At 59.4% G+C, this 22,932-nt stretch carries 19 protein-coding genes and 1 pseudogene; 15 read left to right on the plus strand and 5 right to left on the minus strand.

Annotation, left to right across the window (positions count from 1 at the left end; translation table 11 throughout):
- Positions 1 to 8: 8 nt before the first annotated feature.
- The 5 genes and pseudogenes from C8029_RS21570 (at position 9) to C8029_RS21590 (ending at position 5,076) form a co-directional block, all read left to right on the plus strand.
- Positions 9 to 943: pseudogene (locus tag C8029_RS21570) on the plus strand (ABC transporter substrate-binding protein).
- Positions 944 to 1,098: 155 nt separating this feature from the next.
- Entirely contained in the window at positions 1,099 to 1,989 is an 891-nt protein-coding gene (locus tag C8029_RS21575; protein ID WP_009572953.1) for a hydroxypyruvate isomerase family protein, read from the plus strand.
- Positions 1,990 to 2,023: 34 nt separating this feature from the next.
- Positions 2,024 to 3,712: a GMC oxidoreductase gene (locus tag C8029_RS21580; RefSeq protein ID WP_152003725.1), complete on the plus strand. Its 1,689-nt coding sequence runs from the start codon at positions 2,024 to 2,026 to the stop codon at positions 3,710 to 3,712.
- Complete coding sequence (locus C8029_RS21585) at positions 3,712 to 4,260, plus strand: gluconate 2-dehydrogenase subunit 3 family protein (protein ID WP_152003726.1); 549 nt, start codon at positions 3,712 to 3,714, stop codon at positions 4,258 to 4,260. Before C8029_RS21580 ends, C8029_RS21585 begins: the two co-directional genes overlap by 1 nt.
- Before the next feature lie 63 nt (positions 4,261 to 4,323).
- Entirely contained in the window at positions 4,324 to 5,076 is a 753-nt protein-coding gene (locus C8029_RS21590) for a 3-keto-disaccharide hydrolase (RefSeq protein WP_152003727.1), read from the plus strand.
- A gap of 69 nt (positions 5,077 to 5,145) precedes the next feature.
- Here the strand turns inward: C8029_RS21590 and C8029_RS21595 are convergent, their stop codons facing one another.
- Positions 5,146 to 5,997, minus strand: a complete 852-nt coding sequence (locus tag C8029_RS21595; RefSeq protein ID WP_152003728.1) for a sugar phosphate isomerase/epimerase family protein — start codon at positions 5,995 to 5,997, stop codon at positions 5,146 to 5,148.
- Positions 5,998 to 6,546: 549 nt separating this feature from the next.
- Here C8029_RS21595 and C8029_RS21600 point away from each other — a divergent pair.
- The 5 genes from C8029_RS21600 (at position 6,547) to C8029_RS21620 (ending at position 11,472) form a co-directional block, all read left to right on the plus strand.
- Positions 6,547 to 7,608: a Hint domain-containing protein gene (locus C8029_RS21600; RefSeq protein ID WP_152003729.1), complete on the plus strand. Its 1,062-nt coding sequence runs from the start codon at positions 6,547 to 6,549 to the stop codon at positions 7,606 to 7,608.
- Positions 7,609 to 7,832: 224 nt separating this feature from the next.
- Entirely contained in the window at positions 7,833 to 8,453 is a 621-nt protein-coding gene (gene rpsD, locus C8029_RS21605; RefSeq protein WP_009572959.1) for a 30S ribosomal protein S4, read from the plus strand.
- 249 nt (positions 8,454 to 8,702) lie between these two features.
- Entirely contained in the window at positions 8,703 to 9,791 is a 1,089-nt protein-coding gene (gene hisC, locus C8029_RS21610) for a histidinol-phosphate transaminase (RefSeq protein ID WP_009572960.1), read from the plus strand.
- Positions 9,788 to 10,711: a prephenate/arogenate dehydrogenase family protein gene (locus C8029_RS21615; protein ID WP_009572961.1), complete on the plus strand. Its 924-nt coding sequence runs from the start codon at positions 9,788 to 9,790 to the stop codon at positions 10,709 to 10,711. Before hisC ends, C8029_RS21615 begins: the two co-directional genes overlap by 4 nt.
- Before the next feature lie 224 nt (positions 10,712 to 10,935).
- Entirely contained in the window at positions 10,936 to 11,472 is a 537-nt protein-coding gene (locus C8029_RS21620; protein WP_009572962.1) for an extensin-like domain-containing protein, read from the plus strand.
- A 3-nt stretch (positions 11,473 to 11,475) separates the two neighbouring features.
- On the opposite strand, the gene C8029_RS21625 is transcribed toward C8029_RS21620, so the two are convergent.
- Positions 11,476 to 12,477: a DUF2125 domain-containing protein gene (locus C8029_RS21625; protein ID WP_152003730.1), complete on the minus strand. Its 1,002-nt coding sequence runs from the start codon at positions 12,475 to 12,477 to the stop codon at positions 11,476 to 11,478.
- A gap of 104 nt (positions 12,478 to 12,581) precedes the next feature.
- On the opposite strand from C8029_RS21625, the gene C8029_RS21630 reads away from it, so the two are divergent.
- The 3 genes from C8029_RS21630 (at position 12,582) to C8029_RS21640 (ending at position 16,066) form a co-directional block, all read left to right on the plus strand.
- On the plus strand, positions 12,582 to 13,154 hold the full coding sequence (locus C8029_RS21630; RefSeq protein ID WP_009572964.1) for a gamma-glutamylcyclotransferase: 573 nt from the start codon (positions 12,582 to 12,584) through the stop codon (positions 13,152 to 13,154).
- A gap of 85 nt (positions 13,155 to 13,239) precedes the next feature.
- Positions 13,240 to 14,421 (plus strand): AAA family ATPase, encoded by a 1,182-nt coding sequence (locus C8029_RS21635; protein ID WP_009572965.1) that lies wholly within the window; start codon positions 13,240 to 13,242, stop codon positions 14,419 to 14,421.
- Position 14,422: 1 nt separating this feature from the next.
- Positions 14,423 to 16,066, plus strand: a complete 1,644-nt coding sequence (locus C8029_RS21640) for a peptidoglycan -binding protein (protein ID WP_009572966.1) — start codon at positions 14,423 to 14,425, stop codon at positions 16,064 to 16,066.
- A 6-nt stretch (positions 16,067 to 16,072) separates the two neighbouring features.
- On the opposite strand, the gene C8029_RS21645 is transcribed toward C8029_RS21640, so the two are convergent.
- The 3 genes from C8029_RS21645 to gloB all read right to left on the minus strand — a co-directional run bounded on the left by C8029_RS21645 (position 16,073) and on the right by gloB (position 20,485).
- Positions 16,073 to 17,044, minus strand: a complete 972-nt coding sequence (locus C8029_RS21645; RefSeq protein ID WP_009572967.1) for a M23 family metallopeptidase — start codon at positions 17,042 to 17,044, stop codon at positions 16,073 to 16,075.
- 89 nt (positions 17,045 to 17,133) lie between these two features.
- Positions 17,134 to 19,467: an ATP-dependent Clp protease ATP-binding subunit ClpA gene (gene clpA / locus C8029_RS21650; protein ID WP_009572968.1), complete on the minus strand. Its 2,334-nt coding sequence runs from the start codon at positions 19,465 to 19,467 to the stop codon at positions 17,134 to 17,136.
- A 238-nt stretch (positions 19,468 to 19,705) separates the two neighbouring features.
- Positions 19,706 to 20,485 (minus strand): hydroxyacylglutathione hydrolase, encoded by a 780-nt coding sequence (gene gloB, locus C8029_RS21655; protein ID WP_009572969.1) that lies wholly within the window; start codon positions 20,483 to 20,485, stop codon positions 19,706 to 19,708.
- A gap of 62 nt (positions 20,486 to 20,547) precedes the next feature.
- Between gloB and C8029_RS21660 the strand changes: the two genes are divergently transcribed.
- Complete coding sequence (locus C8029_RS21660) at positions 20,548 to 21,297, plus strand: class I SAM-dependent methyltransferase (protein WP_009572970.1); 750 nt, start codon at positions 20,548 to 20,550, stop codon at positions 21,295 to 21,297.
- Between the two features lie 288 nt (positions 21,298 to 21,585).
- A complete protein-coding gene (locus C8029_RS21665) occupies positions 21,586 to 22,434 on the plus strand; it encodes a DUF481 domain-containing protein (protein WP_009572971.1) in 849 nt (282 codons plus the stop codon).
- Positions 22,435 to 22,932: the final 498 nt, after the last annotated feature.

Raw genomic sequence — 22,932 nt, forward strand, 5'->3', positions numbered from 1 at the left:
ACTTACAGATGATAAAGACTTTGATTGCAACCACCGCACTCGTCACCGGCTTCAGCGCCGCAGCCGGGGCCGAGACCATCGGCGTCTCGATTCCCGCTGCCACTCACGGTTGGGCGGGCGCGTTGAATTTCCACGCCGAACGTACGGTCGAGCGGTTGGAAAAGGTCTACCCGGATCTCGACTTCGTGTTGACCACCACCCCCGACAGCGCCACGCAAGTCTCGGATCTTGAGGACATGGTCGCCACCCGCGGCATCGACGCGCTTGTGGTGCTGCCCTTCGAATCCGAACCCCTCACCGGTCCAATTCAGCGTATCGCCGACAGCGGCACTTGGGTCACAGTGGTTGACCGCGGCCTTGCCGTGGACGGCATCGAGAATCTCTATGTGGCGGGCGACAACAACAGCTTCGGGCGCACTGCGGGTGAGTATTTTGCCGAGACGCTCGACGAAGGCGCCAAGGTCGTGGTGATGCGCGGCATCCCGTCAACCGTCGACAACGAGCGTGTGGCGGGATTCGAGGCCGCGATTGACGGCGCTGGTATTGAGGTACTGGCGATGGATCATGGCAATTGGAATCGTGACACGGCCTTCACTTTGATGCAGGACTGGCTGTCGCGCTTCGGGCAGATCGACGCAGTCTGGGCCGCCGATGACGACATGGCCGTGGGTGCGCTGGCAGCCATCGAACAGGCGGGCCGCACCGGCGAGATGTTCGTGGTCGGCGGCGCTGGCATGAAGGAGATGGTCGACCGTATCCGCAGCGGCGACAAGAGCGTGCCGGTGAACGTCACATATCCGCCCGCAATGATCTCGACGGCCATCGAGATGACGGCTGCGGGCATCGTCGGCAACGCCCCATGAGCGGCGACTTCATCATCGCCTCCGAGCTCATCACCCCCGATAACGCTGACGACTTTTACTTCGAAGACAGCCCGTACTGATCCGAATTCCTCCGGCGCGCGCTCACCCGCCGCGCGCCGGAGCTGACATAGTGATCCGAGGCGCAGTGCGCCTATCAATGTAATCGGTTTCACGCGCGCATCCGTTTCCGGCGGACTTCCGCCGGGTTCTATCTGTCGCTGTCGAGGAGGACGACATGACTGATCTGTCAGAACGAGGACTCACGCGCCGTGCCCTGATGCAGGGGCTTGCGGTCGCAGGCACCAGCGGGGCGCTCTCTGCCCCGGCTGTTGCTCAATCCACCGCTGCACCGCTCAAAGGCAACATTCGTCATTCCGTTGCGCGCTGGACCTACGGATTCCTGTCGCTCGACGCGCTCTGTGCGCTTTGCCGCGACATCGGCATCGGTGCTGTGGATCTCTGCGGGCCGGACGACTGGCCGATACTAAAGGCGCATGGGCTCGACAGCTCGATGTGCAATGGTGCCGAACTTGGGCTTGAGGACGGCTGGGCGGAATCTGCCAACCACGATGCACTGATCGGGCGCTACCTGCGCCACATCAATCTTGTGGCCGACGCCGGTTACCGCAATCTCATCCTGTTCAGCGGCAACCGCCGTGGCATGGACCCCGAAGCGGGGCTCGCCGCCTGCGCGAGCGGGCTAAAGCGCATCATCGGTGCCGCCGAGGCGCGTGGCGTGGTGCTGCATATGGAACTGCTGAACTCGCGGGTGAACCACCCCGACTATCTCTGTGACACCACCGCATGGGGCGTCGCGCTTTGCCAGCGGTTGGGGTCCGAAAACTTCAAGCTGCTCTATGACATTTATCACATGCAGATCATGGAGGGCGACGTGATCCGCCGGATCACTGAGCACCACGACTGCTTTGGTCATTATCACACCGCTGGGAATCCGGGCCGCCACGAGCCCGACGACAATCAGGAACTGAATTACCCGGCGATCTGTCGGGCGATCCGCGACACCGGCTTTGACGGCTGGATCGCACAGGAGTTCGTGCCCAGCAACAAAACACCGGCCGCGGCCGCGGAGGCGCTGCGCGCCGCCGTCGCGACCTGTGACGTCTAACCGCCAGCATTTTCATCAGGAGGAGGAAAGCCAGATGGCAGACAACATGCACTACGACGCGATCGTCGTCGGATCAGGGATCAGCGGAGGATGGGCCGCCAAGGAACTGACCGAGCGCGGACTCAAGGTACTCATGCTCGAACGCGGGCGCAACATCGAGCACCTGACCGATTACGTGAATGCCGACAAGGAAGCGTGGGACTACCCGCACCGCGGCAGCCCGACGACAGAGATGAAACGCAAGCATCCGGTGCTGCAGCGTGACTACCCGCTCAACGAGCCCACCAACGGCATGTGGGCCGACGAACAGGACAACCCCTATGTCGAGCACAAGCGCTTTGACTGGTTCCGGGGCTACCACGTGGGGGGGCGCTCGCTGCTCTGGGGGCGTCAGAGCTACCGCTGGTCGGATACGGATTTCGAGGCCAACGCCAAGGAGGGCGTCGCGGTTGATTGGCCGATCCGCTACGCCGATATCGCGCCGTGGTACGACCATGTTGAGCGCTTCGCCGGAATTTCCGGGGCGCGCAACGGGCTTGATATTCTGCCCGATGGTGAGTTCCTGCCACCGATCCCGCTTAATATCGTCGAGAAGGACGTGGCGGCCCGGTTGCAAAAGGCCTTTGGCGGCAAGCGCCATCTGATCAACGCCCGCGTCGCCAACATCACCGAACCCAAACCGGAACAGAACCGGCTGAATTGTCAGTATCGCAACAAGTGCTGGTTGGGCTGCCCTTATGGGGCCTATTTCTCCACCCAGTCGGCGACACTCCCGGTGGCGGTGGCGACAGGCAATCTGACGCTCCGGCCCTTCTCCATCGTCCGACAGGTGATGTATGACCGGGACCGCAAGCGTGCCACCGGGGTCGAGGTCATTGACGCCGAGACCGGGCAGACCTACGAATACACCGCCGACGTGATCTTCCTCAACGCTTCGACCTTCAATTCCACATGGGTGTTGATGAACTCGGCCACCGATGTCTGGGAGGGAGGTCTTGGCTCGTCCTCGGGCGAGCTTGGGCACAACGTTATGGATCACCATTTCCGCGTCGGGGCAGAGGGCCGTGTCGAGGGGTATGATGACAAGTACTACTTCGGCCGTCGCCCAGCGGGGTTCTACATACCGCGCTTCCGCAACGTCGAGGGCGCGCCGCGCGACTACCTGCGCGGCTTTGGCTATCAGGGCTCGGCCAGCCGTCAGGGTTGGAAACGCGAGATCGCCGAGCTGAACATCGGTAAGGACCTCAAGGAGGCGCTGTCGAAACCCGGCGACTGGCGTATCGGTATGACCGGCTTTGGCGAAATGCTGCCCGATCACGCCAACCGTATCGCGCTCGATAGCACGGTGACCGACAAATGGGGTCTGCCGGTCCTGGCGATCAGCGTTGAGCTTGGCGAGAATGAAAAGAAAATGCGCGTCGACATGCAGCAGGATGCGGTGGAGATGTTCGAAGCCGCAGGCCTCGTCGACGTGAAGCCAACGGAAAGCGACTACGCCCCCGGTATGGGCATCCACGAAATGGGCACAGCTCGCATGGGGCGCGATCCCGCGACTTCGGTGCTGAACCAGCACAATCAGGTTTGGGATGCGCCTAATGTCTATGTCACCGACGGCAGTTGCATGACGTCGTCCAGCTGCGTCAATCCCTCGCTTACCTACATGGCGCTGACAGCGCGGGCTGCGGCCCACGCGGTTGAGAGCCTCAAATCTGGAGATCTGTGATGAACCGTCGCGACCTACTTGCCTTTATCGCTGCCGCCACAGGGACCGCGTTGATCGGTGCACCTGCGGCGCGCGCCTATGACGAAACCTCGATTGGCGAAAACCTCTTTTCCCCCGAGGATGCCGCGTTTCTCAACGACGTGGCCGAGGTGATCCTGCCTGAGACGGACACGCCCGGCGCGCGTGCCGCCGATGTGGGGGGCTTCATGACCGTTTATGTCAGCGACTGCTACACCGCCGCACAACAGGAGCGTTTCGGCGAGAGTCTCGCCACGCTGCGCGGCTGGAGCGAGGATGTTTACGGCAAACCATTCGATGCGCTTTCGGTATCGGAAAAGACTGCGATGATTGAGGACATCGCGCGGCTTGCACGGATCGAGACGGAAAAGGGCGCAACACCGCACTGGTTCACGCCGATCCATCAGTTGACGCTCTTCGGCTTTTTTACCTCGGAACTCGGGGCGAACGAGGTACTGCGCTACGAGCCGGTGCCTGGCGAATACATCGGTGATCTCGACTATGACGGTGGCCCGGCCTGGGCCACATGATCGACGTGCCGGGGCGCCATGCGCGCGCCCCGGCCTCCCCCCCCGTATGAGGAGAAACGAAAGATGATGGATTATCGTATGGCTGCGGTGTTTCTGTTGGCCCCGGTACTGATGGCCGCTCCAGTGGCGGCGCAGGAGATGAACCGCAAGGCGCAATCGGAAGTGACCGAAATATGGGAGCCGGTGCCGCGCAGCGTCGCGACCACCGAAGGGCAACCGCCCTCGGATGCGGTGGTGCTATTCGACGGCACCGGCTTCGACGCTTGGGAGGCTGAGCAGGGCGGTACGATTGGCTGGAGCCTTGAGGACGGCGCGATGACTGTCGCTTCGGGGTCGGGCGGCATTCGCACGAAAGAGGCGTTCTGCGACGTACAGCTGCATGTGGAATGGCGCGTGCCCGCCGAAACCGAAGGCTTTGACGGGCAGGATCGCGGCAACAGCGGTATTTTCCTGCAGGAGCGGTACGAGATTCAGGTTCTCGACAGCTCCGACAATGCGACCTACGCCAACGGGCAGGCGGGGTCGGTTTACAAACAGCATCCGCCGCTGGTGAACGCCTCACGCGCACCGGGGGAATGGCAAAGTTACGATATTCTCTTCGAGGCGCCGATTTTCTCCGAACATGGCGCACTGCGCCGTCCGGCCTATGTGACGGTGTTGCAGAACGGCGTTGTTGTGCAGAACCATGCCCAGATTCAGGGACCCACGGTCTGGATCGGTGCGCCCAGCTATAAGGCGCATGGCTGTGCGCCGATCTTCCTGCAGGATCACAACTCGGAGGTGAGTTACCGCAACATCTGGCTGCGTCCGATCTGATCCTGGGGATGCGACATGAAAAAGGGCCGCAGGGGACTGCGGCCCTTTACGTTTTTCCGGCTGATGGTGTTAGCGTGTCGCGCTCTCGGGCAGCATTTCGACGAGAAAGTCTGCGCCCTCAGTTGCCACCGCCGCCGCATCCACGGGCAGGTCATGTTCGATGATGTACCAGTGGACTCCGGCATCCTCTGCGGCTTGCAGGATTGACGCCCAGTCGAGTGTACCCTGACCCGGAATGGCAAAGCCGCGCTGGTCTGTGTTCTCGCCCTCGGGGGCGTTGTCCTTGACGTGCACGGCGAAGACGCGCCCGTCGAAGCGCCTGAGGTATTCCGCAGGATCAAGCCCGCCACGATCAACCCACGCCAGATCAATCTCGGCCATAACCTCAGGACCTGCAGCCTCCATCATGATCTCCAGCGCGGTGCGCCCATCGTACTCAACCATCTCGAAATCATGATTGTGATAGGCGAGCGTCATGCCGTCGTCGGCGATCTCGTTGGCAATCTGTTTCAGCTCTTCGCCGAGTGCGGTCCATCCCGCGACGTCGGTGGGGCGCATGTCTTCGGCGAGATAGGGCACGGTGAGATAGCTGTTGCCGAGCGTTTCGTTGAAGGCCATGACCTCGTCGAGGTTATCGCGCAGATCGGCAAGTTGGGCGTGGGTCGAGATTGCGGTGATCCCGTGCGTGTCGAGCAGCGCCTTCAGTGCGTCGGCGGGCAGATTCTGAAAGCCCACGGTCTCGACGGCGGTGATGCCCGCGGCCTCGACGGCGGCGAGTTGCTCCTCAAGGGTGCCATGATCGCGCAGCGTATACATCTGGATTGCGATCGGCAGGTCCGAGACAGCGCGGTTCTGCGCGAGGGCGGTTGTGGCGCAAAGCGCGGCGACAACGGCCACAAGGGTGGTCGATTTGTAAGTCATAGGTATCCTCCCAAGAATGCTGCGACCCCCTCCGCGGAGTCGTGCGAATCAAAATGTAATGGTTTTCATTTGTTGTGAAAACCATTACATAAGCCAACTTGTGAAAATTCTTCACTCAGGGTGTCAATGGTTTAGAGGTTAGGCATGGGGCTGGGTCACATTCGATAGTGTCGGTTGAAGTATCGGTGCCCGGTGCCAGAAACGGGGACAGTGCGCGGGATTGGTCGTAAAAGTCCGTGGATCTGTATTCCGGTCGTAGTTACATATGCCTGTCTCAACGTAACCAAAGAGTGAGGATGAGGCAGGCCTCCAGAATCGTGCAGAGCCACGGCGACCGGCACCGAGGGGGCAGTGGTCCTAGGCGCACCAGCGACAGCTTAGACTTTCGTTTGATCAGGCAGTTTAAAACAAAAGGACAGGTCTGGCCGGACCTGCCGGTCCTGTTTGATTTTCAAGATGCGAGAATAGGACCAGAAAAAGGTTAACAGCACGAATCGCCTGTGTTAGCGTGACGCCAATAAAATAAAAAACTTGGCAGGCATACAGGCAATGAGAACGGGCTTTTCCGGCACGTTTGTCATCGCGTGGGCGCAAGGGGAGGTCGATGGCCTCACCAATGCGCCTCTTTCCGCACTCAGGGTCGGGGCCTCATGGCGCTGGTCGGGGGATGCGGTGTGCGTCGATGGCGCACGCGATGTCTACGTCCTAGACGGCGCAATCGGGCGCGCCGAATTACATCAACGCGCGGCGCAATCTGTGCGTCGTTTGATCGGGTCCGCGCTGGCGGGGGCTCCCATTTACCATGAAACTGACATGAGAGAGCGGCTTTTCGATGGCGGGTTTGACGTCACCGATGGCCTCAAGCGCTATGAGATCACCCTGATTGACAGCGCCGAATTGGGTGCGCCGCTTTTGATGTTCTTGGGCGAAATACCGCAAAAGGACACCGATCTTTGGGTGGTGTCCACCCATATCGCAGGCGCGCGCGAGGCTGAGGAACATCAGCCGGGCGCGGTGATTTGTTTTGCTCAAGGCACAGATATTCTGACGCCGGATGGTCCGCGCGCGGTTGAAACCCTGCGCGAAGGCGATCTGGTTCAGACCAAAGACAATGGCGTTCAGGCTCTGCGTTGGATTGGAGGACGGCGGATTTCGGGGGCGCGGCTTTACGCGATGCCGCATTTGCGTCCGATCCGGTTGAAAGCCGATGCTTTGGGCATGGGGCAGCCGGACGAGGATTTGATCGTGTCACCGCAACACCGGATGGTGGTGCGCGGCGCGGCGGCGCGTGACTTATTCAATGCCGATGAGGTTTTGGTCGCGGCCAAGGACTTGGTCAATGACCGCTCCATTGTCATCGAACGGACACTGCGCGAGGTCCATTATATTCATCTTCTGTTTGACGCCCATCAGGTGATCATCGCCAACGGGTTGGAGACCGAGAGTTTTCATCCAGGCTTTGCCGGATTGCGTGAGATTGGCGAAGATCAACGCAAGCGGTTGTTGGAGCGGTTTCCGCATCTTGCCGAGCAGGCCGAAGCCTATGGTCCTGTGGCCCGTCGCACGCTGTCGGCGGCAGAAGCAGCGATCATGATGCATAATGTGGCGTGATTTTTGCGTATTGGCGTGAATTGCGCGGGGATCGCTTGACTCCGCAAGCCCCGCCTGTATAAGCCCGCCATCCGGTGTGCAGAGATGTGCGCCGGTGCTCTATTTGGTGTTGGCGGCCCTCGCAAGGGGATGCCTGTCGGCCGAAACGATAACTCCGCCCAATGCGGACAGTTCGTGGACGCAAAGGACAGCACCTTTCATTATAACCTGAAAGGATCCAGATCGTGACCAAACGCACGTCTGCCAAGTACAAACTCGATCGCCGCATGGGCGAAAACATCTGGGGCCGCCCGAAGTCCCCGGTCAACCGTCGTGAGTATGGCCCCGGCCAGCACGGTCAGCGTCGTAAGGGCAAATTGTCCGACTTCGGCCTGCAGCTGCGCGCCAAGCAAAAACTCAAAGGCCACTACGGTGACCTGACCGAAAAACAATTCCGTCGCATCTTTGCGGACGCTGAGCGGATGAAAGGCGATACCGGCGAAAACCTCATCGGTTTGCTCGAATCCCGCCTCGACGCCGTTGTCTACCGTGCGAAATTTGTCGCAACCGTGTTCGCAGCCCGCCAGTTCGTGAACCACGGCCATGTGACCGTGAACGGCCAGCGCGTGAACATCCCCTCCTACCGCGTGAAAGAGGGTGACGTGATCGAAGTGCGTGATCGGTCCAAACAGCTCGCAGTTGTTCTCGAAGCCACCCAGTTGGCTGAGCGCGACGTGCCGGATTACATCGAAGCAGATCACCACAAAATGTCCGCGACCTTCGTGCGTCGTCCGGGCCTGTCCGATGTGCCGTTCGCTGTTCAGATGGAACCGAACCTCGTCATCGAATTCTACGCTCAGAACTAATCTGAGCCGATTGACGAAAGACTTTGAAAGACCGCCCTTCGGGGCGGTCTTTTGCATATATAACTGACTTTTGTATGTATGCGGAGGCCATAAATTCAGACAGGCACATCCGACATGCGGCGGAGTGCCTGTCCGCTGTGTGCGAAAACCGACGCGTGTGAGCAACAGCACAGCCTTGGGTGCTCATCTGTCTGGCCTTAGCCGAAAAGCGGCGCTAAGAGAGGCAGGTAATTCAAAGCGAGTGGACCTATGACCCGTTTGATCGAACCGCAGCCCGGCATCCTTGACATCACGCTCTATCAGAGCGGGACAAGCCATGTGGCCGGCGTAGAGAATGTGATCAAGCTGTCGTCGAACGAAAACCCGTTCGGCGCGCCAGAAAGTGCGAAGGCAGCCTTTGCCAAAGCTGCGCACACGCTGCATCGTTATCCCAATACCGATCACTTTTCTTTGCGCAAAGCGATTGGCGATGTGCATGGGCTTGATCCGGAACGCATCATTTGCGGCGTCGGTTCGGATGAGGTCATCACCTTTTTGTGCCAAGCCTATGCGGGCGTGGGCGATGAGGTGATTTATACCGAACACGGGTTCTCAATGTATAAAATCTCGGCGCTGGCAGCGGGGGCGACCCCGGTTTGTGTGGCCGAACGCGAACGCGTGGTGGATGTCGATGCCATTCTGGCGGCGTGCAATGAGATCACCAAATTGGTGTTCATCGCCAACCCGGCCAACCCGACCGGTACGATGATCGGCCAACGCGATATTGCCCGCCTTGCCGCCAACCTGCCGAGCCAGACGATTTTGGTGCTGGATGGGGCCTATGCCGAATTTGTCGAAGGCTTTGATGGCGGCGCCGCCCTTGTTGAGTCGCGCGACAATGTGGTGATGACCCGGACATTCTCCAAGATTTATGGTCTTGGCGGTGTACGCATCGGCTGGGGCTATGGCCCGAAAGACATCATCGATGTGCTGAACCGGGTGCGCGGACCGTTTAACCTGTCCGAGCCGCAATTGGCCGCCGCAGAAGCCGCCGTGAAAGACCGCGATTGGGTCGAAAAATGCCGCGACGACAACACCCGTTTGCGGGCGTGGTTGGCCGAGGCGTTGATGGAACTGGGCGTGCCCTCAGACACATCCTGCGCCAACTTCATCCTCGCGCGGTTTCTGGATCAGGCCGAGGCCGAGGCCTGTGATGACTTCCTCAAACAAAACGGCATCATCGTGCGCCGGGTGGCGGGCTATGGCTTGCCAAATTGTTTGCGCATCACCGTGGGGGACGAAGCGTCTTGTCGTCGGGTCGCCCACGTCATTGGCCAGTTTCGGGAACAGAAAAAGTGAGCACGGTCCTTTATAACCGGGTCGCCCTGATCGGGCTGGGCCTGATTGCGGGGTCGATGTCCTTGGCGATGCGCCGTGCGGGCGTGGCGGGCGAGATCACCGGCTTTGCTCGCTCGCAGGCCACCCGCAACACCGCCGCCGAGATCCATCTGGTTGACCGGGTCTGTGACAGTCCCATTGAGGCGGTGAAAGACGCCGATCTGATCGTGCTGGCCGTGCCGGTGGGGGCGATGGGTGCGGTGATGGCCGAGATTGAACATGTGTTGAAGCCCGGCGCGGTGGTCACCGATGTGGGCTCGGTGAAAAAATCCGTGCTGGAGGCTGTACTGCCGCACACGCCCGAGGGCGTGCATTTCATCGGCACGCACCCGATGGCTGGGACCGAACATTCAGGGCCGCGCTCGGGCTTTGCGGAACTGTTTGACAACCGCTGGTGTCTGATTGTGCCGCCCGAGGGCGCGGATGAGGCTGAGGTTGAAAAGCTTGAACGCTTTTGGCGCGCGCTTGGCTCCAACGTCGAGCGGATGGACCCGGAACATCACGACATCGTCTGTGCCGTGGTCAGTCATGTGCCGCACCTGATCGCCTATACGATGGTCGGTGTGGCCGATGATTTGCGCCGCGTCACGGACCAAGAGGTGATCAAATTCTCGGCAGCGGGTTTTCGCGATTTCACCCGGATCGCCGCCTCTGATCCGACCATGTGGCGCGATGTGTTTATGACCAACAAAGAAGCGTCCCTGGAAATTCTCGGGCGCTTCACCGAAGAATTGTTTGCGCTTCAGCGCGCCATCCGCACCGGCGACGGCGATCATTTGCACGATTACTTCACGCGCACCCGCGCCATTCGTCGCGGCATCATCGAGGCGGGTCAGGACACGGATGCGCCGGATTTTGGACGCGCCAAAAAAGGCACATGAGGGCATGGGCCGGCATAACGCTTGCGCTGATCTCGGCCTGTGTTGCCGGGCCGATCTGGGCGCAGATGGATCGGTCACCCATTCCCTTGCCTCGTCCCGGAACCACCGCTCCTTTAGCTCCCGTCGCTGCGGTCACAGCTGAGGCCTCTCCTTCGGCATATTTCGTCTCACCTCTCCCCAAGCCCCGTCCGAAACTGCGGCCTCCCAGCGGGCAGGTGGCGCAGGTGAGCTATGGCAAAAAGGGCTCGGTCTGTGGATGGAGCGACATCCGAGGCCGAACGATCAGTGCGGTCCGCGGCAAGGCAGGCTGCGGCATTTCCGAGCCTGTTGAGATCACCGAGGTCGCGGGCGTGCGCCTGTCTACACCGGCGATTGTCGATTGCACGACCGCCAAAACGCTTCGAACTTGGATTGAGACCGGCGCGAAACCGACCATCGGACGGCTTGGCGGCGGGCTTGCAGAGTTAAAAATTGCAGCCAGCTATGTGTGTCGACCCCGCAACAATCAAAGCGGTGCGAAAATTTCAGAACATGCCAAGGGCCACGCCATCGACATTTCGGCTCTTACGTTGCGCAACGGCAAATCTTTGAGCGTGCTCACCGGCTGGGATCAGCGGGTTGACGGAAAGCTGTTGCGCAAGCTGCACAGTTCGGCCTGTGGTCCGTTTGGCACCGTCTTGGGCCCCGAGTCAGACCGCCATCACCGCGATCACTTCCATTTCGACACGGCGCGCTATCGCGCCGGAAGTTATTGCCGCTGACATTTACCGGATCACCACGCGCGGGGCAGGGCCCAGCGGAATAAAGCCCAACGTGATCATCCCGTCTTTCAGCGTCAGTTCGGCATCAATCGTGTCTTTGCGCCCTGACATTCCGGCCAGCATCTCGCCTGCGCGCAATGCAAGATTGCTCATATTCTGCGGGATCATGCCCGTTGATATGGCAATTTCGATCATCTCGCGCCAATTCACCGCTTTGATCGCGACTGTGCCCATGGGATAGCCACGCCCATCCACATCAAAAGCCCCGGTCATGCGCAAATCCAGTTTGCCCCATTTGGCCGAGAGATTGGTCAGGTCAATATGGGTCGGCTGCGGGCGCGGGCCTTCGAGGGCGTGAATGTCCCATGGCCCGTTGAATGTGGTTGTCATACGCAGCTCAAGCTGCTCGAATTGATGCGACAAAAGCCCCTGTGGATCGAGCGAGGCCATCAGGCCTTGAGACGGGGTCAGCCCCTGAACCGCTAAATGAATATCATGTTTGAACGGATCGGAAATATCGCGCTGGGTGTTGAAATTCCCGGTTTCAAGCGTCACGCCCCAGCCCAGATTCGATGTCACGGAAAAGCCGTTGAGCACGGCGGAGGCATGATCCAAGGTCAGGCTTGGACCCGGTTCGACAAACAATTCCGCCTCGGCTCTGTCTTGTGTGATCTCCATCCGTTGCAGCGGCGTGGCCAATGTGGCCGTGGGGGCGACCTGCGCGCGGATGCGGGTCGGGCGGTGGCTTTGGCTCAGGATGTCAAACTGCGGGGTCGAAAAGGCCACGCCGGTGCGCGGGTCGGCAAAGCGCGGCTTGGTGATCGTGGTGTCGAAGCGCAGCGGAAACCCATGGGTGTCGATGCCGCTATATTCGGCCTGCCAGCCCTCAGAGGCGCGCGCGGACGCCCATCCCGCAATCGCCTTTTCCGTGCTCTTTGCACCGATGAACCAATAGCCGGTATAGGCCAGCCCCGCGATCACGACGAGCCAGATGAGTTTGCGCATGTGTTGCCCTTTCGCGGCCCGCTCAGGTCAACCTGAGCCAAAGGCTTTTCATTCCGTTTCAGCCCGTGTTTAACGGGCCGGGGGAGCGTCGAAAAGACCTTAGAATGGAAAGCAGGATAACGTTGGATCACGATTTGAACCAAGAGGGGTTTTGGGTCTTTGGCTATGGCTCATTGATGTGGAACCCGGGTTTTGCTTTTGCGGAACGTGTGCCTGCGATCCTTGTTGGTTATGCGCGCAGCTTTTGCATGTGGTCCATTCATCATCGGGGCACGCCTGAGGAGCCGGGTCTGGTTTTGGCGCTGGATCTGGAGGAGCGCGCTTCCTGCCGCGGCTTGGCCTTTCATGTCAGTCGCGACCATGCCGCCACCACGCTTGCCTATCTGCGTGAGCGCGAATTGGTGTCCTCGGCCTATCTGGAGCGCCGGGTGATGTTAACCCTCTCGGATGGGCGTGAGGTCTCTTCGCTGGCCTATGTCGTCGATCCCGATCATGTCCAATACACCGGGCCTCTCTCCCTTGCACGTCAAGCAGAGATCATTGCGCGCGCCACAGGTGGACGGGGGCCGAACTCGGAATACCTGTTCAACACCGCGCGGCATCTGGCCGAACTGGGTATGGAGGATGCAGACCTGACACAATTGGCCGAAATGGTGCGCCAAATTCCAAACGCATAGCCCACACACGCGATTGCGTGTTGGCACATCGTGGTTCCTCGCCTATCGTGACCCTGACAGGCAATGACAGGTCAGGACAAGGTCAATGGGCCAACCGGATCAAAGGCTTCCGCGCGCAGCCAAGCAAAATTTTTTCTCCCAACCCGTACGTCAGATCACCATGATGATCATCGTGCTCGGTCTGGTGGGCTTTGGGTTTTATATGGCGCTGCCGCGGGTCGGCCCGGTGTTTTTTGCCAATCTCTACCTCAATGGGTTCATCGCCTTTGTCTTTGTCATCGGTATTTTCGCCTGTTTCTGGCAAGTGGTGCAACTGGTGGCCTCTGTCAATTGGATCGAACGGTTTTCCGGTCAGCGTCCGAATGTGCCGGGCAAGCATGCGCCACGTCTTTTGGCACCTTTGGCCGCGCTTTTGCGCGATCGCACCGCGCGCACGCAAATCTCGTCCACGTCGGCGCGCTCGATCCTTGATTCCGTGGCAACCCGGATTGACGAGGCGCGCGACATCACGCGTTATATCGCCAACCTTCTGATATTCCTTGGCCTTCTCGGGACGTTTTATGGCCTTGCCACCACGGTTCCGGCGCTTGTCGACACCATTCGTTCGCTCACGCCGAAAGAGGGTGAGGATGCGACCGACGTCTTGACCAAATTGATGGGCGGGCTTGAGGGCCAGTTGGGCGGCATGGGTACGGCCTTTGCCTCTTCGCTTTTGGGGCTTGCCGGCTCACTTGTGGTTGGGATGCTTGAACTCTTTGCCTCGCATGGACAAAATCGGTTCTTCCGCGAGTTGGAAGAATGGCTCTCGACCATCACTCGCATCGGCTTTTCCGCCTCTGACGGTGAGGGCAGCGACATGTCCGGCGCGGCGGTGGTTTTGGATCACATGAGTCAACAGATGGAGGCGCTGCAAGATCTGTTCGTTCGCGCGGATGGATCGCGTGCTGCCCTTGAGGCGCGGTTGGGCGACTTGGCCGGGGCCGTGAACCAAATGGTCACGCGCATGGGGGCCGAAACGCCGACCGACAAAATGCTGATGCGCGTGGCGGAGGGCCAAGAACGCCTGATTGACGCGCTTTCAAGCCGCGAGGCGGGTGACGAAACCTTTGACGCCGAAAGCCGGATGCGCCTGCGCTCGATTGATGTGCAACTGTTGCGCATCCTCGAAGAACTCTCGGCGGGACGTCAAGAAAGCCTTGCCGAACTGCGTGGCGAGATTGCCAATTTGACCCGCACCCTGCGCGCGCTCGGCGAACAGGGACAGTAGAATGGCAGGGTTACGCCGGTCCTCCCATCGCATGTCGGGGTCGATTTGGCCCGGCTTTGTTGACGCGATGACCGCGCTTTTGCTGGTGCTGATGTTCGTTTTGACGATCTTCATGGTCGTGCAATCCATGCTGCGCGACGAGATTTCAGGCCAAGCCACCGAATTGGACGCGTTGACATCCGAGGTCACGGCCTTGGCCAATGCTTTGGGCTTGGAACAGCAAAAAAGCACTGGATTGGAAGACCAAATCGGCACGCTGCGCGCGACCCTGTCTGAAGCGCGGGCCACGGCGGAGGCGCAAGCCAATACCATTGCAGGCCTTGAAGCCACCACCAGCGCGCAAGCGGCGCGGATTGCCTCCTTTGAAGCGCAGGTCGCAAGCCTGTTGACCGAACGCGATGCGGCGCTGACGAAAGGCGCACAATTGGCCGCGCAGATTGAGGATTTGGAGGCGGCGAAAGCCACATTGATTTCCGAACAAGAGGCGGCGCAACTGGCATTGGCGCAATCGCGCAAAGAGATCGACGCCGCTATGGAACAGGCGCGTTTGGCCGCCGCGCGGCGCGAAGCTTTGGATGCTTTGGTGGCACAATTGAAGGCGGAAGCGGCAGATCGCGAGGCGGCGCTGGGCGAGGCCGTGGCCAAGGCAGAGGCGGCTGAGACGCAGATGACGGAGGCCGAACAGGCACGTTTGGCGGATGCGGCGGCGCTCAAGGCCTTGCAGGATCGGATGGCAGCTTCGCAAGATGAGATGACGGCGATGACGCTGGCGCTCGAAGAGGTGCGCCGTGATGCCGAGGAAACACTAACCCTTTTGGCCGCCGCCGAGACCGCGCGCGATCAGCTCAAAGTCGAACTCGATACACAGGTGAGCGACACGGATAAACAGGCGGCGCTTTTGGCTCTGGCGCAAAAGGCGCTTGCCAATGAGGAGGCGAAGACCGCGGAGGAAGCCCGCAAAGTGGCGCTTTTGAACGCGCAAATCGCCGAGATGCGCAAGCAACTGTCCTCGCTGCAATCGACGCTTGATATGCGCACGGCAGAAGATGCGCAAAATCAGGTGCAGGTCGATAGCCTGACCACGCGTCTCAATTCCGCCTTGGCACAGGTTGCCGCCGAAGAAAAACGCCGCGCCGCCTTGGAGGAGGCCGAGCGTAAGCGGTTGGAGCAAGAGGCGAAGAAGTTGGAAAATTACCGCTCTGAATTCTTTGGGCGGCTGCGCGAAATCCTTGGGGACCGCGAAGGGGTCAAGATCGTTGGCGATCGCTTTGTGTTCAGCTCAGAGGTGCTGTTTGAACCGGCCTCTGCCGACCTTGGACCAAAAGGCAAAGCCCAGATCGCCCGTGTCGCCCGCACCCTCTCAGAGGTCGCCGCCGACATTCCGCCAGAGATTGATTGGGTCATTCGCGTTGACGGGCATACCGACAAAACGCCGCTTTCAGGCACCGGGGAATATGCCGACAACTGGGAGTTGTCACAGGCGCGAGCGCTCTCCGTGGTGCGCTACATGTCGCAGGAATTGGGGTTCCCGCCGTCCCGCTTGGTCGCGGCTGGCTTTGGCGAATTCCAACCGATTGCGACGGGCAATAGCCCCGAGGCTTTGGCGCAAAACCGGCGAATTGAGTTGAAACTCACCGAAAAGTAACGGTGATCATTCGATGACGGTGAAGTCGAATTGGCGTTCGTCAAGGGTGTGGCCGTTGCGAATGAGCTGCACCGAGGCGCGGTATCCGCCCGGTTGCCATGCGCCGGGGGAGCGTTTGCCCGCCCCACGAAACAATTGAGCTTGGGTCTTCTCTACAGGGGCGTCATAGCCGACAATTTCGCCTTCGGGGCCTGAAATGGACAGGCGCATGATGTCGCCCGCCAAACCGCCATAGGCAAGGCCAAACACCACCAAGGCCGGGTCGGATGTGGAAAACTGGCCTGTACCGGCCGTGCCCGCTTTGACGCTTTCATACTCCGGCATTTCGGGGCTGACCCCGATGGCCAGCAATCCGCCCGGCACATAGCGCATGTCTTCGTTCCACAATGTGCCGTTCGAAATCGCCTCTATTCCGCAGGAAATCACGCCGTCCGGGTTGAAGGGGTCGATGACGGTGCCGTTGTGGCGCACGGCCAGATGGACATGGGGGAATTGGGTTTGGCCAGACAGACCGACTGTGCCCAAGACGGTTGCGGCGGTCACACGTTGGCCTTTTTCCACCTGAATAGATCCGTTCATCATGTGGCAATATTGCGTGTTCCAACCGCCACCATGATCGACGACAACGCCGTTACCGCATTCTTTTCCGCTCACATCCGGCGCGCCTTCCACACCTTGCGGATGGTCGTCCATGCCGTCGCGGGTGGCCGTGACCGTGCCGGGGGCCGCGGCCAAAACCTCGATGCCGTTCCACATGTCTTTGATCGTGGGCAGGGCGAAATCGGTGCCTGTGTGTCCGTCATAGGATAATGTGCCACAGGTGAAATCCGCAGCGCCCGCGCCTGGATCGGCATCGACGTAGTTTTGGATATAGCAATCCATGCCCAATGTGCAGTTGAGTGGCACCGACAGAACAGGGTCACGCGCCCATGCGGGGGCGGCGGCGGACAGACAGAGTAGAAAAAGGCCAAGGCGCATCGGGAGATCCCTCAATGATATGTGCGCAGGCTCGCCTGTGAAAAAGGCCCCGTCAAGTTTTGACGGGGCCTTTTCAAACAGTGTTGCGATCACTCCGCAGTGAGCAGGGGGGGCTTTTTCTGCCGCCCGATACGCGGGGCGTCCGGCTGTTCGACGCGCAGTTCGATCTGACCATCTTTGACGCCAACCTTGACCACGCCCCCTTTGGCGAGTTTGCCAAACAGCAATTCCTCGGCCAGCGGCTTTTTGATGTACTCCTGGATCACGCGGCCCAGCGGACGCGCGCCCATTTTGTCATCATAGCCCTTGTCTGCCAGCCATTCCGCCGCTTTGCGGGTGAGTTCGATATGCACATTGCGGTCCATAAGCTGGGCCTCAAGTTGCAGCACGAATTTCTCGACCACCTGCATGATGACCTCTTTCGGCAGTGGCGCAAAGGACACCACGGCGTCAAGACGGTTGCGGAATTCTGGCGTAAAGGTCCGTTCAATCGCTGCCGTATCTTCGCCTGTCCGACGATCGCGACCAAAGCCGATGGCCTCTTTCGCTTGCTCGGTGGCCCCCGCGTTTGAGGTCATGATCAAGATCACATTGCGGAAATCGACGGTGCGGCCGTTGTGATCGGTCAGCTTGCCGTTGTCCATCACCTGCAACAGGATGTTGTAGACATCCGGGTGGGCCTTTTCCATCTCATCGAGCAAAAGCACACAATGCGGATGCTGATCGACGCCATCCGTCAACATGCCGCCCTGATCAAAGCCGACATAGCCCGGAGGCGCGCCGATCAGGCGGGAGACCGCGTGTTTTTCCATGTATTCGGACATGTCAAACCGCAGCAATTCAACGCCTAGGCTGTCGGCAAGCTGTTTCGCCACCTCGGTTTTACCGACGCCTGTCGGCCCGGCGAACAGATAGTTGCCAATCGGCTTTTCGGGCTCACGCAGACCCGCGCGGGCCAATTTGATCGCCGAAGACAGGGTTTCGATCGCCTTGTCCTGACCGAACACAACGCGTTTGAGCGTGGCCTCCAGATCTTTGAGCACTTCGGCATCGTCTTTCGAGACGTTTTTCGGCGGGATGCGGGCGATTTTCGCCACAACCGCTTCGATCTCTTTGGTGCCGATGGTTTTGCGGCGACGGCTTTCGGCCACCAGATGTTGCGCGGCACCGGCCTCGTCGATCACGTCGATGGCTTTGTCCGGCAATTTGCGGTCATGGATATAGCGCGCGGACAGTTCGACCGCAGCCTTGATCGCATCATGGGTGTAGCGGATGTCGTGATGTTCCTCGAAATAGGGTTTGAGGCCCTGAAGGATTTTGATCGCATCATCCACGGTCGGTTCATTGACGTCGATTTTTTGGAAGCGACGTGCCAGAGCCCGGTCTTTTTCAAAATGCTGGCGGAACTCTTTGTAGGTCGTGGACCCCATGCAACGCAGTTTTCCGCCCGCAAGCGCGGGTTTCAACAGGTTGGACGCGTCCATCGCCCCGCCGGATGTGGCACCAGCGCCAATCACTGTGTGAATCTCGTCGATGAACAAGACGGCGTCGGGATGTTCTTCGAGCTCTTTGACGACCGCTTTCAGACGTTCCTCGAAATCACCGCGATAGCGTGTCCCGGCCAAAAGCGCGCCCATATCGAGCGAATAAATCGTCGACTGCGCCAAGATGTCCGGGGTTTCGCCATCAACAATCTTTTTGGCCAAGCCTTCGGCAATGGCGGTTTTGCCAACGCCGGGATCCCCGACCAAAAGCGGGTTGTTTTTGCGGCGGCGGCAAAGCACCTGAATACAGCGTTCGACCTCATGGGCGCGACCGATCAGCGGATCAACATCGCCTTTCATAGCCTTTTTGTTGAGATCGACACAGTATTTGGCCAGCGCGGATTCTTTGTCCTCACCGCTGGGCTGATGCGAGGAGGTCTGACCCTCATCCTCATGCTCTTCTGCGCCGGTGATCGGGCGCGCCTCACCAAAGGCGGGGTCTTTGGCCACGCCATGGGCAATGAAATTCACCGCATCATAGCGCGTCATATCCTGTTCTTGCAGGAAATAGGCGGCGTTCGATTCGCGTTCGGCAAAGATCGCGACCAACACATTGGCACCGGTGACCTCGGTACGACCAGAGGATTGGACATGGATGGCGGCGCGTTGAATCACGCGTTGGAAGGAGGCGGTGGGCACCGCCTCAGATCCTTCAACATCGGTGACGAGTGTTGAAAGATCGTCTTCTATATAATCCAGCAGGGTTTTTCGCAACTCCTCGAGCTCAACATTACAGGCCTGCATCACGCGCGCCGCGTCGGGCTCGTCGATCAGGGCCAGCAATAGGTGTTCCAGGGTCGCAAGCTCGTGACGGCGGGCGTTCGCCAGCGCCAAGGCTGCATGGATGGCTTGCTCAAGGGTGTTCGAAAATGACGGCACGTCTTTTGTGCTCCTTGCTTTCGGGGTCTGGAGGGGGGCGTTTCATGGCCCCGCAACCATAACCGTGGCCTCATACTCTTAAAGTTCGATTGAAACGCGCGCGCTTCAAGGAAAAAAGTGGTTAACACCCCTACTTTTTTGTGAGGCATCAAGATTTGGGCGGTTTGGTACGCAGATTTCCCTCTTTATCTCTTAAACATGTATGACAGTGCGGAGGGATTGCAAGGAGATAGCAGACTCAGAATTGGTCCTTTCGCGCGCGGATTTCGGTAAACGCTTCGAGATCGGAGGCTCCGGTCAGCCCCAGATGCGTTTTTACCTCGAAGAGTCCTGCGCGTAAAAACGGATTGGTGGCGCGCTCCAAGGCCAAAACAGAGGGCACGGTGGGTTGGTCTTTTGTACGCGCGGCCTCGATGTCGTTGATCCGCGCCAAAAGGGCCGCATTGTCGGGCTCAATCGTTATGGCAAATTTGGCATTGGCGGCGGTGTATTCATGGCCGGAATAAATCACCGTATCGTCGGGCAGCGCCATAAAGCGGCTGAGCGTGTCCCACATCTGCGCAGGCGTGCCCTCAAACAGGCGGCCACAGCCAAGCGCCATCAGGCTATCGGCGGTGAAAAGCGCCTTGGCCGAAGGCATGTGATAGGCGATGTGACCAATGGTGTGCCCATCGGCGGCCAAGACATTGACCTGATGCCCGGCAAACGCAAAGCTCTGTCCCGGTTCCACCACGCGGGCCATAGGCGGCAGGCGGTGTTGGTCGGCTTTCGCGCCCGTCACCTGCGCGCCCGTGGCCTCAACCAGCGCTGCCGTGCCGTCAATGTGATCCCAATGATGATGGGTCAGCCAAATTTCGTCCAAGTGCCAGCCGCGCTCTGCCAGTGCCGCCAAAATCGGTTCGGGATCGGCGGCGTCAACCAAAGCCGTGCGGCCACTGATCGGATCATGCACGAGGAAATCGTAATTGTCAGACAGGGCTGAGACAGTGACGATCTCGACGTCTCTCTCATGGGCCATAGCATTTTCTCCGGCTTTGGGTCATTGTTCCCTTAACATTTGGCGCAAGGCTACCGATTGCAATGCATCTCGACGTTGTTGAGCTTAGAAATTTTTATTACCGGACCGGATTGGGGCGCGCGGCACAGCGGGCGATCCGTACTCAGGTCGTGGAATTCTGGCCCGATGCCTCGCGTCAGACCGTGGCGGGGTTTGGCTTTGCCGCGCCATTGTTGCGGCCCTTTCTGGAAGATGCGCGCCGGGTTGTGGCCTTGATGCCGGATCAACAGGGGGTGATGCATTGGCCCGCAGGTTTGCCCAATGTGTCGGCGCTGTGCCCGGAAACGCGCTGGCCGATCCAGACCGGGTTTGTTGATAAACTGGTGGTGATGCACGGGCTGGAAACGTCGGACAATCCACAGCCTTTGCTGGCGGAATGCTGGCGGGCGCTTGGTCCCGGCGGGCGGGCGCTGTTTGTGGTGCCAAACCGGGGCGGGCTTTGGTCGCGCTCAGACAGCACGCCCTTTGGCTACGGTCGTCCTTATTCGTTGGGCCAACTCGAAAGCCAATTGCGCCAAGCCGGGTTTATCCCTGAACGTCACGCCGCCGTGCTGTTTCAACCACCCTCGCACAAACGCTTTTGGTTGCGTTGGGGGCCGGTGTGGGAACGGGTCGGGCGACGTGTCTCCACCGCTCTGGCGGGGGGAGTGTTGATGGTCGAAGTGTCGAAACAGGTCTACGCCCAAACCGGATCAGGCACCCCCGAAGCGGTCCGTCGCCCCAGCCGGGTGTTGGAGGGGTTGCGGCCTGTCCCGGAGGCAAAGCCGGTCTGATTGATTTGCCGATGTCAGAGGGCTCGGCACTTTGCCGAATTACCGTGCTGAATTTCTATATTCTTTGACAAGGGCTTTCACGCAGATGTGAAAATGTCGGCTTATTGTCGCCAGAAAGGGCGAAAAATGGCGAGATTTTATCGGCATAAATCTGCTCAAGTTGCTGAAATACAATGAATCCTCGAATTTTCCCGGCGGCTCTGGTGCTTCTTGGGCAAGCGTTTAGATGAGGCCGTAAGGCGCGCAGGATTGCAGCCTTGTGTTCTTAACTAGGAAAGGACTTCATTTATGGGTCTTAAGAAAATCACCCCCGCCCTCGCCGCTCTTTTGCTCTCGACCGCAGCCCTCCCGGCCTTTGCCGAGAGCACGACGGTATTCAACAGTGTTGATGCTGTTGGCGATAATGTCGAGGCGATCGAAGAACGCATCCAGGACGAGTTCGACGACGCGCGCAACTCGCGCAATTTCGGTCGCGGCGCAGGCATGAACGGGGCTTATGGCTCTGTCTCCGCAACGGCCAATGCCACCTCCGGCAACTCTGACACCAAAGATTTCGGTGTTGGCGCACGCCTTGGTTTTGGTGATGGTGTCAACGGCCATGATTTTGCCTTGAGCTACAACTACAGCGAAGACGAAGACGATACGACCGCGAACTCTCTGGCTGCGGCCTATGACTACACCCGGATGTTCAATGAGAACCTCTACGGCTATGGTCAAATCCGCACCAAATACGACGAGTTCAGCTCTTATGAGACGGACAGCTTCGTGGGGATTGGTCTTGGGTACCGTATCGTGAACACCAACGACGTCTCTTGGTCGCTTCAGGCGGGTCCAGGCTACCGTTATGCCGAAGTTGCGGATGGCTCTCTCGAAGATGATATTGATGAGGTCGCTGGATCTGTCAGCTCCAAGTTCTTTTATGACATTGGCAATGGCATGTTCTTCACCAACGACACCGACATCATCGCCTCTGACACAGACACGTCCGTGACCAACGATTTGGCGTTCAACGTGGCGCTGAACGGCCCGCTCGCCATGCGCACGTCGCTTTTGACCGAGTTCAACAGTGATCCGCTCGCGGGTTTTAAGCACACCGACAACACACTCGGCGTGTCACTGGTCTATTCGCTGAAATAACGCGATCGCTTTTTGAACATCAGGTATGCAACGGGAAACGGGGGCCGCAGGGCCCCCGTTTTCGCGATGTTTCGTTTTATATGCCCCGTTCTTCCGGGCAGATGAAATGGGTTCGAAAACCCTGTGTCTTTCATGGCGCGGGCTGTGCGCGAACTGTGCCGCACGCGGCCCTAAAAAGGCATCCGGGAGATGCCCGATGGCGGGGAATCGCACGATTCCGTGAACGCGGTACAGGGGACGGAACTTTGGGCGGAACTTTCTGCTACAATTTTTTTTTGTGCCGTCACGTCGCGGATTTCTTAACGTATTGAAATACAAACGAAGCAACTTTCAAACTGTTGGCGCTAAAGTCGCCAATCTGTCGCGCAACAAGGTTGCGGCATGGATGAGCCTCTGCTACATCCACGCTGATTTTGCTGCTCGCGCGTGATGCGTGGGTTTATCACGCTGCCCAATCTCAGTTCACAATCCCGGCAACGGGGCGGCTGGGAGACGGCC

Origin of the sequence: Roseobacter sp. TSBP12, assembly GCF_009129705.1 — a bacterium.
Lineage (GTDB): Bacteria > Pseudomonadota > Alphaproteobacteria > Rhodobacterales > Rhodobacteraceae > Celeribacter > Celeribacter baekdonensis_A.

What these genes read in the sequence shown, in the direction of transcription:
- C8029_RS21590 (WP_152003727.1), top strand. Translation starts at nt 4,324, where the DNA reads ATGATGGATTATCGTATGGCTGCGGTGTTTCTGTTGGCCCCGGTACTG.
- gloB (WP_009572969.1), bottom strand. Translation starts at nt 20,485, where the DNA reads ATGGCCCATGAGAGAGACGTCGAGATCGTCACTGTCTCAGCCCTGTCT.
- C8029_RS21665 (WP_009572971.1), top strand. Translation starts at nt 21,586, where the DNA reads ATGGGTCTTAAGAAAATCACCCCCGCCCTCGCCGCTCTTTTGCTCTCG.
- C8029_RS21645 (WP_009572967.1), bottom strand. Translation starts at nt 17,044, where the DNA reads ATGCGCCTTGGCCTTTTTCTACTCTGTCTGTCCGCCGCCGCCCCCGCA.
- C8029_RS21635 (WP_009572965.1), top strand. Translation starts at nt 13,240, where the DNA reads ATGGGCCAACCGGATCAAAGGCTTCCGCGCGCAGCCAAGCAAAATTTT.
- hisC (WP_009572960.1), top strand. Translation starts at nt 8,703, where the DNA reads ATGACCCGTTTGATCGAACCGCAGCCCGGCATCCTTGACATCACGCTC.
- C8029_RS21625 (WP_152003730.1), bottom strand. Translation starts at nt 12,477, where the DNA reads ATGCGCAAACTCATCTGGCTCGTCGTGATCGCGGGGCTGGCCTATACC.
- C8029_RS21585 (WP_152003726.1), top strand. Translation starts at nt 3,712, where the DNA reads ATGAACCGTCGCGACCTACTTGCCTTTATCGCTGCCGCCACAGGGACC.
- C8029_RS21575 (WP_009572953.1), top strand. Translation starts at nt 1,099, where the DNA reads ATGACTGATCTGTCAGAACGAGGACTCACGCGCCGTGCCCTGATGCAG.
- C8029_RS21580 (WP_152003725.1), top strand. Translation starts at nt 2,024, where the DNA reads ATGGCAGACAACATGCACTACGACGCGATCGTCGTCGGATCAGGGATC.
- C8029_RS21600 (WP_152003729.1), top strand. Translation starts at nt 6,547, where the DNA reads ATGAGAACGGGCTTTTCCGGCACGTTTGTCATCGCGTGGGCGCAAGGG.
- C8029_RS21660 (WP_009572970.1), top strand. Translation starts at nt 20,548, where the DNA reads ATGCATCTCGACGTTGTTGAGCTTAGAAATTTTTATTACCGGACCGGA.
- C8029_RS21595 (WP_152003728.1), bottom strand. Translation starts at nt 5,997, where the DNA reads ATGACTTACAAATCGACCACCCTTGTGGCCGTTGTCGCCGCGCTTTGC.
- C8029_RS21630 (WP_009572964.1), top strand. Translation starts at nt 12,582, where the DNA reads ATGGAAAGCAGGATAACGTTGGATCACGATTTGAACCAAGAGGGGTTT.
- C8029_RS21640 (WP_009572966.1), top strand. Translation starts at nt 14,423, where the DNA reads ATGGCAGGGTTACGCCGGTCCTCCCATCGCATGTCGGGGTCGATTTGG.